Genomic DNA, 13,092 nt, shown 5'->3' with positions numbered 1-13,092 from the left:
GGGGGATCGCGAGCCCGGCCGATCGGAGGCTCGACATGACCGATTTCGCTTTCAATCCGGCGCGGACCGCGTTGATCAACGTGGACCTGCAGGCGTGTTTCATCGAGGGCAGTCCGCTGGCGTCACCCGACGGGCTGGAGCTGGTGCCCCGGATCAACCGGCTGGCGGCGATCTGCCGCGAGGCGGGCATCCTGGTGGTCCACACCAGGGGGTGGATGCGTCCGGACGGCTCGAACCTCGGCGTGATGGGTGAGCTCGTGCCGCCGTTCATCGTCGCCCTCTACACCGAGGGCGCCGAGGCCGCCGAACTACACCCTGCCGTGGACGTCGACGACCGCGACGTCGTCGTGAACAAGCCGCGGTACGGCGCCTTCCACGGCACCGACCTGGAGATGGTGCTGCGTAACCGCGGAGTCGACACCGTGATCGTGTCCGGTATCGCCACCAACGTCTGCTGCGACACGACGGCGAGGGAGGCGGCCCAGCGTGACTTCCGGGTGTTCTTCCTCAGCGACGGGACCGCCACGAAGGAGATGGCCGGCGTGCCCGCCGACGAATTGCAGCGGGCAACCTGTGCGAGCTTGTCGATGGTCTTCGCCCAGGTCCTGACGATGGACGAGATGATCGGCAAGATCCAGGCGGCTCCACTGCCCGTCGACTCGGCGGCAGGAATCCCGGCGACTGCCGGACGCTGAGCCATGGACGACGTCAGTCAGTCCGCCAGGCCGGGTGGGGTCGTGCCGGCCGGTCAGGGGCGTCCGCTGCGGGCCGGCCCGACCTCGCCGACGGTGAAGGCCGGTCCGCACGCCGGGAGCCGGCTGATCGGGATGCTCGAATCGGACATCCCTCCCGGCGGTGGGTTTCCCGGTCATGTGCATGACGAGTACGAAGAGGTCTTCTACGTCCTCGCCGGCGAGATCGACTATCGGCTCGACGACGACTGGGTCACCGCGCCGGCCGGTTCGACGGTGTTCGTCCCCTCGGGTCGCGTCCACGGGTTCCGCAACAGCAGCGACACCCTGGCGCGGCACCTCGCCATCTCCAGCCCGGCCGACGCGATGACCATGATCGAGGAACTGACCCAGTCTCCGCCGGCCGAATGGAACGCCGTACTCGGCCGCTACCACTCCCGCTTGGTCTGAGCAATCGCCTGCTGCAACAGGGGAACCAGCGGGACCAGCCGGTCGGGGTAGGCGTCGACGAGTCCGTCGACGTGGTTGCCTGCCTCGACCCGCTGGTATGTGTGCAGGCCGGTGTGCCGGGCCATCGCGGCGTAGACATCGGAATCCTGAGTGATCGGGAGCAGGCTGTCGTAGGTTCCGTGAATGGTGACGAGCGGCTTGCGGATGTTCCCGGTCAACGCGATGCGTGCCACAGCCTGGTGTGCTTGCGGCCTTGAGGCGTAGTCGTAGTCGGCTTCTGCACCTGTGTAGGTGGGATCGAGCTCGGCGGCGTAGATGCGCTGAGTCAGCTTCCAGTAGACCGTGTAGTGATAGTTCCAGAGGAAGTCCGAGCGCGGGTCGAAGCCGGCGGCAACTATTGCCTCGGGCGACTGTTGCTCGTAGCCCTTGATTGCCGGCGGCAAGAAGGTGAACAGGTTCTTGTCGGCGGTCCAGAGTGTGCCTTCGAGATCGACGCCGCGGGTGAAGAGTTCGGGATGATTCTCGAGCTGCCACCTGACCAGATAGCCGCCGTTCGAGATCCCTGCCGCGACCACCTCGCGAGCCGGCCGGCCGTAGTACTGCGCAACCGTTGCGCGTGCGGCCCGGGCCAGCTGGGTCGTCCGGAGATTCCACTCGACGATCGCGTCACCAGGCTTCACGCCGTCGGTGTAGAAGGCGGCGCCGGTGTTCCCCTTGTCGGTCGCCGCATAGGCATAGCCGAGCGAGAGCACATAGTCCGAGATCGATTTGTCGTTCGCGTATTGCGCTCGTACGCCAGGCGAGCCTGAGACGACCAGGCCGCCGTTCCAGCGCTGAGGCAGCCGGATGACGAACTGGGAGTCGTGATTCCAACCGTGGTTGGTGTTGGTGTGCGAGGTGTCCGGGAAGTACCCGTCGATCTGCACCCCGGGGACACCGGACTGCTGGGGCAGCCCGGAGTGCGTGAGCCCGGCGTAGTCGGCCGGATTGGTGTGACCGGAGGCGACAGTCCCGGCAGTGGTCAGGTCGTCCAGGTGTGCGAGCTGTTGATACTCGGCACCCGGAACCCGGACCTGGCGATGGGCGTTGGCCGGCACAGTCAAACCGGTCAACAGCAGGACGGCTGAGAAGAACGCGAGGCGGCGCATGGCGTCACGCTAGGAGGCGGTCCAGCGCTCAGACAGAGGGTCGCGGCACACATGCGCTGGTGCGTGAGTGTTCTCCTACGACACCGCCTTGGCTGCTGCGCGGCCCGCCGTACGGCCGGTGAAGAGGCAGCCGCCGACGAAGGTGCCTTCGAGGGACCGGTAGCCGTGGACGCCGCCACCGCCGAAGCCGGCCACCTCACCCGCCGCGTAGACACCGGGCAACGGCTGGCCGTCTGTCCTCAGCACCCGCGACTCAAGATCGGTCTGCAGGCCGCCGAGGGACTTTCGGGTCAGGATGTTCAGCCGTACGGCGATCAGCGGGCCGGCCTTGGGATCGAGGATCCGGTGTGGTGTCGCGACCCGGATGAGCTTGTCGCCGCGGTAGTTCCGGGCGCCGCGGAGCGCGGTGATCTGCAGGTCCTTGGTGAAGGTGTTGGTCAGCTCGCGGTCGCGGGCGACGATCTGGCGCTCCAGGTCGTCCAGGTCGATCAGCTTGTCGCCGGTCAGGTCGTTCATGCCGCGGACCAGATCAGGCAGGTTGCCACGTACGACGAAGTCCGCGCCCTTCTCCATGAACGCGCGTACCGGCGCGGTCGCACCACCACGAGCCCGGCCGAGCACGCCTCGGATGTCCTTGCCGGTGAGGTCCGGGTTCTGCTCCTGGCCGGAGAGGGCGAACTCCTTCTCGATGATCTTCTGGGTCAGGACGAACCAGCTGTAGTCGTACCCGGTCCGGGTGATGTGCTCGAGCGTGCCGAGGGTGTCGAAGCCGGGGAACAGCGGCACCGGCAGACGCTTGCCGGTGGCATCGAACCAGAGCGACGACGGCCCGGGCAGGATCCGGATCCCGTGCATCGGCCAGATCGGGTCCCAGTTCTGGATGCCCTCGGTGTAGTGCCACATCCGGTCCCGGTTCACGTACCGGCCGCCGGCCTTCTCGGTGATCTCGAGCATCCGGCCGTCGACGTGTGCCGGTACGCCGGAGATCATCCGCTTCGGCGGCTCACCCATTCGCTTCGGCCACTGCGCGCGTACCAGGTCGTGGTTGCCGCCGATCCCGCCGGACGTCACGATCACCGCCTGCGCCGTCAGGCTGAAGTCGCCGACCTCGACCCGCGAACTGGCGACGCCGCGCTCGACGCCACTCGGCTCCAGCACCTTGCCGGCGACACCGTCGACCACTCCACCGGTGACGGTCAGCTCATCCACGCGATGCCTGAACCGGAACTCGACCAACCCCTTCTCGACCGCCTCGCGAACTCGCCGCTCGAACGGCGCTACCAGGCCAGGCCCGGTGCCCCAGGTGATGTGGAAGCGTGGCACCGAGTTCCCGTGTCCGTCGGCGAGGTAGCCGCCGCGCTCGGCCCAGCCGACCACCGGGAAGAACCGCACGCCCTGGGCGTGCAGCCAGGGCCGCTTCTCGCCGGCCGCGAAATCGACGTACGCCTCAGCCCACTGCCGGGCCCACTTGTCCTCGTCGTCCAGCCGGTCGAAACCGGCCGAGCCGAGCCAGTCCTGCAGTGCGAGATCGCGCGAGTCGCGGATGCCCATCCGGCGTTGCTCGGGAGAGTCGACGAACAGCAAGCCGCCGAACGACCAGAACGCCTGCCCGCCGAGGGAGGCCTCCGGTTCCTGGTCCAGCAGCAGCACCTTCCGGCCCGCGTCGGCCAGCTCCGCTGTCGCGGCCAGCCCGGCCAGTCCCGCCCCGACGACGATCACATCCGCGTCCATGGTGTCCATGTATAGCGGACCGGCGGCACGGATGGACGGTCTTGAGCGGAATTGTGAGGATGAGAGCTGTGACGACCCTTTCCGCGCAAGATCTCGTCCTGCCCGCCGCCTCCCTCGGACCGGAGAACCCGCTCGCGCCGCTCCGCAGCCAGCAAGAGCTCCACCAGGTTCAGAACCTCGACGAGCTCCCGGCCGACCTGCGCGAGAACATCCAGTACGGGCGTCTGCACAGCCCACTGCCCTGCCTCAACCAGGACGGGTACGACCGTTCGCTCGTCGACCGCGCCTTCCCCGCGCGGGTGCTGGAGAACGACCACGTCCGCGCGACCGTCCTGCCCAGCCTCGGTGGTCGGCTCTACTCGCTCGTCCACAAGGCGAGCGGCGCGGAACTCCTCTACCGCAACCCCGTCTTCCAGCCCGCGAACCTTGCCCTGCGCAACGCCTGGTGGGCCGGCGGCGTCGAGTGGAACGTCGGCAGCACCGGCCACTGGACCGGGACCTGTTCGCCGATGCACGCTGCCCGGGTCGAGGGCCCGGACGGCACGCCAGTACTACGCCTTTGGGAGCTGGAGCGGACGAGGAACCTCATCACTCAACTCGACTTCTGGCTCCCGGCCGACTCCGAGTTCCTGTACGTCGGCGTACGGCTGCAGAACCCGTCCGACACCGAAGTCCCGGCGTACTGGTGGTCGAACATCGCGGTCGAACAGTCGCCGTCGACTCGGGTGCTGGTGCCGGCGGATCAGGCCTGGCGGTTCGGTTACGGCAAGCGGCTCGACCTGATCGACGTACCGCTCTACGAAGGCACCGACCTCAGTTATCCGATGCGGCACGGCCGGGCGGTCGACTTCTTCTTCGAGCCACTCGCCGGCGAGCGGCCGTGGATCGCGTCGGTAGATGCTGATGGCAACGGTCTGGTGCAGGCGTCGACCGATCGGCTGCAGGGGCGGAAGTTGTTCGTCTGGGGCGAGGGCGCCGGCGGGCGGCGCTGGCAGGAGTGGCTGTCGCCGGGGTTGGAGGGACATGGGTACGCCGAGATCCAGGCCGGGCTGGCGCGGACCCAGATGGAGCACTTGAAGTTGCCAGCAGCAACTGATTGGCACTGGCTCGAGGCTTACGGTCGCCTGTCGGTGGATCCTGGTGTCGCGCACGCGGAGGATTGGCAGGCGGCGCGGACTGGGACCAGTGAGACGCTGCGCCCGCTGCTGGACGAGCTGCCGGGTCGTGAGCAGGAGTGGCTGACGATTGCGGATGCCGCACCAGTCGATCGGCTGGCGGTGGGCTCGGGCTGGGGCGCGTTGGAGCTGGCCCGAACGGGTTGGACGGTTTCCCCTGGTACGCCGTTCGCCGAGGACACCATGTCGTCACGGGAGCGAGCTTGGCTGCCATTGCTCGAAGGTCGGTTGCCGGCGGGAGACGCCGTACCGGATGGGACGTTGGTGAGCTGGATCGACCTGCTGGAGAAGGCTTCCGACAACTGGCTGGTGTCGTATCACCGCGGGGTCGCCAGGTACTACGCGGGCGATCGTGACGGTGCTGTGGACGCGTGGCGCCGGTCGGGGGAGAACGCGTTCGCGCTGCGGAACCTGGGTTTCGTGACCGGGGAGCTTTCGTACTACGAACGCGCGGCGGCGCTGCTGCCCGATCTGGTGGAACTGCAGGTTGAGGCTGTGGGGGCGGCGCTCGAGGTCGACGTGGATCGCGCGGGGCAGCTCCTTGACCGCGTGGTGGTCGATGATCCGCGGATCCGGTTGCTGAAGATCCGGCACGCGCTGGCGTCCGGTGACCCGCGGACCGCGCATGAACTGCTGGATGATGGCCTCCAGTTGTCGACGGTTCGCGAGGGTGCCAACCCGCTTGCTGATCTGTGGCGGGAGACCGAGGAGGCGCTCGGCACCAACCGGCCGGTGCCGCCGCAGTACCAGTTCGGCATGGGCGGAAACTGACTTCTCAGATTCTTTGTCATTACCTGGAACCAGGCGCGGGTTCGCGGCGTCTCACCGTCGTGCGGCAAGGGCCGCGCAAGGCAGTTCGACTAACGACGACCGCGTCGCTCGCGGGCGGCGCGTCGGAGGTGAGTGCCATGTTGACGATCGTTGTGCTCGGTGGGTTAAGCCTGGTGCTGCTGGTCACGGCATGCATCGTGGCGGACGTGATCGCCGGTCTGCGGCGGAACGACATCCCAACGGGCACTGAGGAAAAGACCGCCGGGCGGGTGATCCGGGTCCGCGGCCCGGTCCGCGGTCAGCTGGACGGCGGGATCCCGGCCGAATACACCGAGGTCACCGTCGAGTACTACACCCGCCGGGGCGAGGGACCGTTCGAAGTCTCCCGCAAACTCCCGGCCGGGAGCCGCATTACTTACGCCAAGGACGACCGCGTCATCGTCAGCTACGACGTCCGGACGCCCCGCCGCGCAAGAATCGCCGGCCGAGTAACCCACTGGCCCCAACTCGGCCCGCGATCCTTACAGTCCGAAGACCCCGTCCCTCAGCCCTAGAAAGCGTTTCCGCTGACCCCCACGCCCTCGCCTCAAGGCGGGGGTCTTCCACTTTTCGTGGGTTCACCCACCAGGTTGTGGGTTCGCCCTCGGAATACCGACGGTCAACCCACAAGTTGGTGGGTGGACCCAGCAAATGCGGAGGGCGGGCAGGGTCAGGACGGGAGGTGTGGGGCGAGGAGGTTGTGCAGGGTGGGGCGGCCTTGGGACAGGACGTACCGCGCCTCGTCGGGGGGTAGACGGTCGGCCAGGTGGGCCAGGGCTTCGCCCATGGTGATGCTCAAGGTGACGGCCAGGCGAAACTCGCGGCTGTCTTGGGCGCCGAAGCGGACGGTCAGGAGCTCGGCGAACTCACCCGCGTGCTGGTCGTCGAACTCACCCGGCTTCGTCTCCAGGTCCGGATCGCCCAGCCCGCTCAGCACCACGGCCCTGAATCCCGGGTCGGTCCGGTGCATCTCGCGGAACGTGTCCAGCGTGACGTCCACCGCCTGCCGCCAGGTCGACACCGACGCCAATCGCTCGCGCACCGCCTCGGTGTAGCGCGCCTGGTTCCGCCGCTCGATCGCCTGGATCAGGCTGCGCTTGTCCGGGAAGTACCGGTACACGCTGCCGACCGCGATCTCGGCCCGTTTCGCGATCCCGCTTGTTGACGCCGCGTCGTACCCGCGCTCAACCACCTCCGCGCAGGCCGCGTCCAGTATGCGCTCGACCTGCCGGCTGGCCCGGTCCTGCGTCGGCGTCCGGCGCAACGGGTACGCCGTACCGGAGTCGGCGGAAGTGCTCACCATTTGCACATTGTCCATCTTCTGGGGGGACGACGTTGCCACCTGCGTGTGACAGATTGCCTTCAGATCTGAGTCACACCGCCCACAGGAGGGGAAGCTCCGCCATGCGCATCAGCAAAACGGTGGTCGCCGGCCTGGCATCCGCCGCGATCGCCGCGACCGGACTCGCCAGTACGGCGCTCCAATCGCCGGACACCGCCGAGAAGCAGCAGTCGGGTCTGCGCCTGAACCAGATCCAGTTCATCGGCGCGCACAACGCCTACCACCGCGAGGCGCCGGACGACGAGAAGAAGATCCAGCTCGCCCAGGACCCGGGCGCCGTCGGCCTGTTCTACTCGCACGCCTCGATCCCGGCCCAGCTCGAGGACCAGAACATCCGTGCCGTCGAGCTCGACCTGTTCCCGGACCCGAAGGGCGGGCTGTACACCTACCCGCTGATCCGGAAGCTGGCCGGCAAGGGCCCGCTCACCGACCCGGACCTGGCCAAGCCGGGCATCAAGGTGCTGCACTGGGCCGACTTCGACTACGGCACCACCTGTACGACGTTCGTGAAGTGCCTGAACCAGGTGAAGACCTGGTCGAACGCCAACCCCGGTCACGCTCCGATCGTCATTCAGCTGGAGCTCAAGCAGTCCGACCCGCGGCTGGTGGCGGCGGGCGGCGTGGAAGCACCGCCGTGGGACGCCGGCAACCTCGACAGCGTCGACCAGGAGATCCGCTCGGTCTTCTCCGAGCAGGAGTTGCTCTCTCCGGACGACGTACGGCGTCCTGGCCTGACGCTGGAGCAGTCGGTACTGACGAAGAGCTGGCCGACGCTGGCGGAGTCGCGCGGGAAGGTCATGTTCTTCTTCGACAACGGCGGTCCGGGTGCGATCCGCGACACCTATCGCGCGGGCAAGCCGAACCTGGAGGGGCGAGCAGTCTTCACCCGCGGCCCGGAGGGTGAGCCGGACGCGGCCGTCACGATGGTGAACGACCCGCGGGGCGCCAACTCCGCCGAGATCCAGCGGCTCGTTCGCAAGGGCTACTTCGTACGGACGCGGTCGGACGAGCCGATGAGCACGGTGCTCAACGGTGAGCTCAGCCGGGTCAGCGTCGCGCTGGGCTCGGGTGCGCAGATGGTGACCACCGACTTCCCGGTCGCCGGCATGGCCGCCCGGTACAACTCCGACTTCGTCGCGAAGCTGCCGGGCGACACCGCCGTACGCTGTAACCCGGTCTCGGCGCCGGTGTGGTGCCGTGGAGACGTGACGGAGAGGTGATGTGAGCATGTCGGAGCATGTGGTCGATGTCAGTTGGAGCCGTGGTGAGCACGAGTTCACCTACGACACCTACAACCGCGACCACGAGTGGCGCTTCGACGGCGGTATCACCGTGCCCGCGTCGGCCAATCCGACGTACCTGGGCAACCCGGGCCCGGTCGACCCGGAGGAGGCGTTCGTGGCGGCGATCTCGTCCTGCCACATGCTCACCTTCCTGTCGATCGCGGCCCGGAAACGCCTGGTCGTCGACGCGTACGACGACCACGCGGTCGGCGTGATGTCGAAGAACGAGCAGGGGCGGGTGGCGGTCACGCACGTGACGTTGCACCCGAAGATCGTCTGGGGTGGTCCAGAGCCGGACGCCGAGGCGCTGGAGCGGATCCACCACCGCGCCCACCTGGAGTGCTTCATCGCGAACTCGGTCACCACCGAGATCACGGTGGCCTGAGGCAACAGTAGCTCGTGGCAACTTCTTAGTGGCTATCAGCAACAAAAAACCACCCGCCGGCCTGGCCTGAGCCTCGCGCAAGCGGCGTCAGGATGGCCGGCGGGTGGTTTTCGGTGCACCTGAAGTGGTGGTGCACCACAGATCCGGCGGCGCCTCGCACTGGGCGCCTCTTGCGTGGTGCGACATCCGCGCGGTCTAGCTCGGTGGGCAAGACCGTTCGGGCGCGCCGCCTGGATCTGTTCGTCCGGTTCGCGCCAATTACTGCTCGGCGGCGGCGTCGTTCCGGTCGTCGGTGGTCTGGTTGGTCGTCTCGAAGACCAGCTCATCGAGCATCCGCACCTGCTCGGAGGCCATGGAGGTCATCAATCGGTGGATCGTCATGCCAGTGAGACGCACGCCGGCCCGGGGTATGACGGGAATTTCGCCAAACTTTTTGATGTGACCTACTTCTCATCCAGCCCGTCGAGGCGGAGCGGGACCAGTTTGCGCGCCTCGTCGTACGACGTACCGGTCAGTTCGAGCAGGTCGATCACGGTGGAGCGGATCTGACCGAGCACGACCACCGCGGAGAGGCCGTGTGGCAGCGGCAGCTTCGCCGTACGGCGGCCGAGCTCGCCCAGCACGCGGTGCGCGGCGACGTCGGCGGCCGGCTCGAACAGGGATTCGGCGATTAGGCGGGTGCCGTCGGCGAGGCGCTCGAGCAGCATCGGGTACTCGTCCGGCATCCGTTCGTCACGCCAGACCGACACCGCACAGCGCCGTACCAGGACTCTGATGTTCCGGATCGCACGGTCCAGCGGTACGACGAGGTCCGCGATCTGCTGGACCCGGCCGCGGTGACGGCGCCGGAACGGCGACAGCCGGACCACGGCGACGCCCTCGGAGGCGGCGCTGCGGAGGTCGTCGAGCATGGATTCGCTGGAGCGGGCCCGACGGAGGGCGTCGGTGACGTCGTCGGCGTTCTCGGTCCGTAGTCCGTCGGCGGTCTCGACCAGGATCGCGGCCAGCTCGTGCAGCACGTCGGAGGCTTGTTGCCTTGGGCGCCTGATCGCCGCAGCGGGGGCGATCGTGGCGGCGGCGAGCGCGACGACACCGCCGAGCGCGGCGTCGAGCCAGCGGCTGAAGCCGGCGCCTGGGTTCGGCAGCAGGGTCGTGACGATCGCGGCCTGGACACCGGCCTGCGTTGTCATCAGCGTGCCTGCGCCGAGCAGTACGGCGACGCTCATCGCGAGCGCGACGACGAAGATGATCTGCGGTACGCCGGTCCCGAAGAACCGGACGAACAAGTCGCCGACACCGACGCCGACCGCCACGCCGACCATCACCTCGGCGACCCGGCGCAGCCGCTGGCCGAAGCTGAACCCGAGCGCGACCATCGCGGCCACCGGCGCGAAGAACGGGGTCGGGTGACCGACGACGTAGTGGGCCAGCGCCCATGACACGCCGGCAGCGAGCGCGCACTGGGCGATGAAGAAGACCCGCTCCCGCAAGCGGTCGACGCGCCGGCGGACCGAGGCCCGCGAGCGCCGGGCGGCCTGCGGCGCGATGTCGTCGCGCAGCTCCCGCAACTGGTCCAACGTCAGCCTGACCGGATCCACGGACCCATCATGCCGGGCCGCCTTGATTCGGTGGGGTGGTGCGGGTGAGGGTGGAGGCATGACCGAGAACAACCGTGAGGACTACGGCAGCTACAGCGTCGACGACGAGGATCAGCTGCAGGCGGAGGACACCCTGAACGACCGGGGTGTGGAGGACCTGCTCGACGAGGGCTACTCGCCGCCGGAGAAGTGGTCCGCGGGCGAAGGATTCGGTACGACGGCCGACGAGGCGCTGCAGGGGGAGACGCTGGACCAGCGGATCGCCCAGGAGGAGCCGGACGTCGATCCCTACGCGGAAGACGGCGAGGACGTCGGCGGCCCCGAGGTCGGCGTCGAACGCTCCGGCCGCCTGGTGGCTCCGGACGAAGGCGCACACGGTGACGACGAGAACGAACTGGTCGCCGAAGACGTCGGCATCGACGCAGCCGCCGCCACGGCCGAGGAGGCCGCCGTACACGTGGTCGACGACGAGGACAACTTCGAACTCTCCGAGGACGACGAACTCGACGTAGCCGACTACAAAGACGTAGACCTAGGCGACATAGGCGACCCCGAAGACTGACCAGCACCCGCGCCAGCCACACCTACCGGCAGCCGGACGCAGCTACTGGGGGCCGGACCCACCTACTGGGGGGCGGACGCAGCTACTGGGGGCCGGACACAGGAAATAACCTGCGTTCAGCCCCCACCCGCTGTTCCCAGCCCCCAGATCCTGTTCCCGGACCCGGGTTGGTGTTTCCAGCCGCCGGGTCCTGTTCCCGGTCCCCGGTGGGTGTTTCCAGCCGCCGGGCTAGACACACCTACCGGGGGCCGGACACAGGAAATAACCTGCGCTCACCCCCCACCCGCTGTTCCCGGGCCCCAGATCCTGTTCCCAGCCTCCGCATCCTGTTCGGAGTCCCCGGCTGGTGTTCCAACCCTCGGTTGGTGTTCCAGTCCTCGGGTCCTGTTCGGGCCCCGGCTGCTGTTCCCGCCGCCGGGTCCGGTCCCAGGTGCGGCTTCTGGTGTTGGCGCGGGGGAGCTTGGGGCAGCGGGGGGTGACTTGGACTTCGGCTCCTCGGGAGGGGACGAGGGTTACGTTTTTGGGTTTGGCTGGTTCGGGGGTGGGGTTGGGGGCGTGGAAGTTGTAGAGCTTGAGGGCTTCGCGGAGGATTTCGGTGCCTTCCATCAGGGAGAAGCCGGCGCCGATGCACCGCCGGGCGCCGCCGCCGAACGGGATCCAGGTGCCGGGTGCCGGTGGGTCGTCCTCCAGGAACCGCCGCGGCCGGAAGTCCTCCGGCACCGGGAAGTGCTGCGGGTCCCGGTGGACGAGCCCCATCGCCGCCATGATCGTCGTACCTCGCGGCAACCGGTACCCCGCGACGTCGGCGGTTTCGGTCAGCCGCCGGCCGACCTGGTAGACGACCGGGTGCAACCGCATCGCCTCCTTGACGATCGCCTCCAGCTCGTCATCCGCACCGGCATCTGCCGCCCGCTGCCCGAACTCCAGCTCCTCCGGCCGCCGCGCCAGCTCGTGGAAGGCCCACGCCAGCGCGGTCGCCGTCGTCTCGTGCCCGGCGAGTAGCAACGTGACCAGCTGATCCCGCAGCTCCACGTCAGACCAGTTGCCAGCGGCAAGCAGTCGCGACAGTACGTCGTTGCGTCCGGCAAGGTTGCCGCGGCGTCGCGCGATCTCGTCGTACAGGATCTCGTCGACCTTGAGCTGGGTGGTGAGGTACGTACGCCAGGGCGGCATCCGGAGCAGCGCCGGGTAGAACCCGCCGAGCATGATCACCGGTGACACCGAGACGATCTTGTCCAGCAAGGGCCGGAGCTGATCGAGGCGGGCGGAGTCCGTCACGCCGAAGACGACCTGCAGGATCACCTCGAGGGTCAGGTCCCGCATCCGCTGATGCAGCTTGAACGGCTTGCCGACCGGCCACTTCGCGACCTCCGCGCGGGCCAGTTCGGCGACCATTCCGGCGTACCCGCGTAAGGCCTGGCCGGAGAACGCCGGCATCAGCTGCCGCCGCATCCGCACATGGTCCTCGTCGTCCAGCAGCAGCAGTGAATGCGAGCCCATGATCGGCTCCAGCACCGTGTTGCCCTCGCCGGCATGCATCACCGACGGCGGCTGGCCGAACACCTCGCGGATGTGGTCCGGCCGGCTCAGTACGACGACGACGCGGCTGGACGGCACCAGCCGGATCGTGAACACGTCGCCGTACCGCTCGCGCATCCGCGGGAAGAACGTCTTGCGGTGACTGGCGAACAGCACGGTCTGAGCCAGCGTGGGGAGCCGCGGACCCGGCGGCAGCGTCCGAGCCGTCTGCCGGTCGAGCGTCCGGGCGCCGAGCAAGGGTGTCGGGGCCATGCCACCTCCCGTTTGCTTGGGGCTCCAACGCTACGTCAGCCGGGTGAACACCGGGCGTCGAACGCGACAAGCGCCGCCACCAGCCGAGGCAGCTGATCGTCCCGGATCGGATCGAGCCCGGTCAG

The 13,092-nt window shown here is 68.2% G+C and carries 13 protein-coding genes; 7 read left to right on the top strand and 6 right to left on the bottom strand.

The window, feature by feature from the left end:
• Positions 1-35 precede the first annotated feature (35 nt).
• Positions 36-695: a cysteine hydrolase family protein gene (locus EV646_RS30575; RefSeq protein WP_132154752.1), complete on the top strand. Its 660-nt coding sequence runs from the start codon at positions 36-38 to the stop codon at positions 693-695.
• 3 nt (positions 696-698) lie between these two features.
• Positions 699-1,142 carry a cupin domain-containing protein gene (locus EV646_RS30570; protein WP_132154750.1) on the top strand — a complete coding sequence of 148 codons (444 nt, stop codon included), beginning with the start codon at positions 699-701 and terminating at the stop codon, positions 1,140-1,142.
• Here the strand turns inward: EV646_RS30570 and EV646_RS30565 are convergent.
• Positions 1,121-2,290 (bottom strand): prolyl oligopeptidase family serine peptidase, encoded by a 1,170-nt coding sequence (locus EV646_RS30565; protein ID WP_132154748.1) that lies wholly within the window; start codon positions 2,288-2,290, stop codon positions 1,121-1,123. The genes EV646_RS30570 and EV646_RS30565 overlap by 22 nt on opposite strands.
• A gap of 75 nt (positions 2,291-2,365) precedes the next feature.
• Positions 2,366-4,021 carry an FAD-binding dehydrogenase gene (locus EV646_RS30560; protein WP_132154746.1) on the bottom strand — a complete coding sequence of 552 codons (1,656 nt, stop codon included), beginning with the start codon at positions 4,019-4,021 and terminating at the stop codon, positions 2,366-2,368.
• A gap of 59 nt (positions 4,022-4,080) precedes the next feature.
• On the opposite strand from EV646_RS30560, the gene EV646_RS30555 reads away from it, so the two are divergent.
• Together EV646_RS30555 and EV646_RS30550 are read left to right on the top strand one after the other, a co-directional pair.
• Positions 4,081-5,967: a DUF5107 domain-containing protein gene (locus EV646_RS30555; RefSeq protein ID WP_132154744.1), complete on the top strand. Its 1,887-nt coding sequence runs from the start codon at positions 4,081-4,083 to the stop codon at positions 5,965-5,967.
• A 137-nt stretch (positions 5,968-6,104) separates the two neighbouring features.
• A complete protein-coding gene (locus tag EV646_RS30550) occupies positions 6,105-6,521 on the top strand; it encodes a DUF3592 domain-containing protein (protein ID WP_241996428.1) in 417 nt (138 codons plus the stop codon).
• 155 nt (positions 6,522-6,676) lie between these two features.
• Here the strand turns inward: EV646_RS30550 and EV646_RS30545 are convergent, their stop codons facing one another.
• A complete protein-coding gene (locus EV646_RS30545; RefSeq protein WP_132154742.1) occupies positions 6,677-7,309 on the bottom strand; it encodes a TetR/AcrR family transcriptional regulator in 633 nt (210 codons plus the stop codon).
• Between the two features lie 101 nt (positions 7,310-7,410).
• On the opposite strand from EV646_RS30545, the gene EV646_RS30540 reads away from it, so the two are divergent.
• Both EV646_RS30540 and EV646_RS30535 read left to right on the top strand, forming a co-directional pair.
• Complete coding sequence (locus tag EV646_RS30540; RefSeq protein WP_132154740.1) at positions 7,411-8,568, top strand: phosphatidylinositol-specific phospholipase C1-like protein; 1,158 nt, start codon at positions 7,411-7,413, stop codon at positions 8,566-8,568.
• A gap of 7 nt (positions 8,569-8,575) precedes the next feature.
• The gene (locus tag EV646_RS30535) at positions 8,576-9,016 is read left to right on the top strand and encodes an OsmC family protein (protein WP_132154738.1); all 441 of its coding nucleotides are present in this window, start codon (positions 8,576-8,578) and stop codon (positions 9,014-9,016) included.
• A gap of 258 nt (positions 9,017-9,274) precedes the next feature.
• Here EV646_RS30535 and EV646_RS40735 read toward each other — a convergent pair whose 3' ends face one another.
• Together EV646_RS40735 and EV646_RS30530 are read right to left on the bottom strand one after the other, a co-directional pair.
• On the bottom strand, positions 9,275-9,397 hold the full coding sequence (locus tag EV646_RS40735; RefSeq protein WP_277875144.1) for a hypothetical protein: 123 nt from the start codon (positions 9,395-9,397) through the stop codon (positions 9,275-9,277).
• Positions 9,398-9,459: 62 nt separating this feature from the next.
• Positions 9,460-10,614, bottom strand: a complete 1,155-nt coding sequence (locus tag EV646_RS30530) for an FUSC family protein (RefSeq protein WP_241996427.1) — start codon at positions 10,612-10,614, stop codon at positions 9,460-9,462.
• Positions 10,615-10,672: 58 nt separating this feature from the next.
• On the opposite strand from EV646_RS30530, the gene EV646_RS30525 reads away from it, so the two are divergent.
• Positions 10,673-11,176, top strand: coding sequence for a DUF5709 domain-containing protein (locus EV646_RS30525; protein ID WP_132154734.1), 504 nt, complete (start codon positions 10,673-10,675; stop codon positions 11,174-11,176).
• Between the two features lie 228 nt (positions 11,177-11,404).
• On the opposite strand, the gene EV646_RS30520 is transcribed toward EV646_RS30525, so the two are convergent.
• On the bottom strand, positions 11,405-12,967 hold the full coding sequence (locus tag EV646_RS30520; RefSeq protein WP_241996426.1) for a cytochrome P450: 1,563 nt from the start codon (positions 12,965-12,967) through the stop codon (positions 11,405-11,407).
• Between the last annotated feature and the right edge of the window lie 125 nt (positions 12,968-13,092).

The sequence above is a fragment of the Kribbella antiqua genome, from assembly GCF_004345665.1.
GTDB lineage: Bacteria > Actinomycetota > Actinomycetes > Propionibacteriales > Kribbellaceae > Kribbella > Kribbella antiqua.
This window is presented reverse-complemented; position numbering and strand designations above follow the sequence as displayed.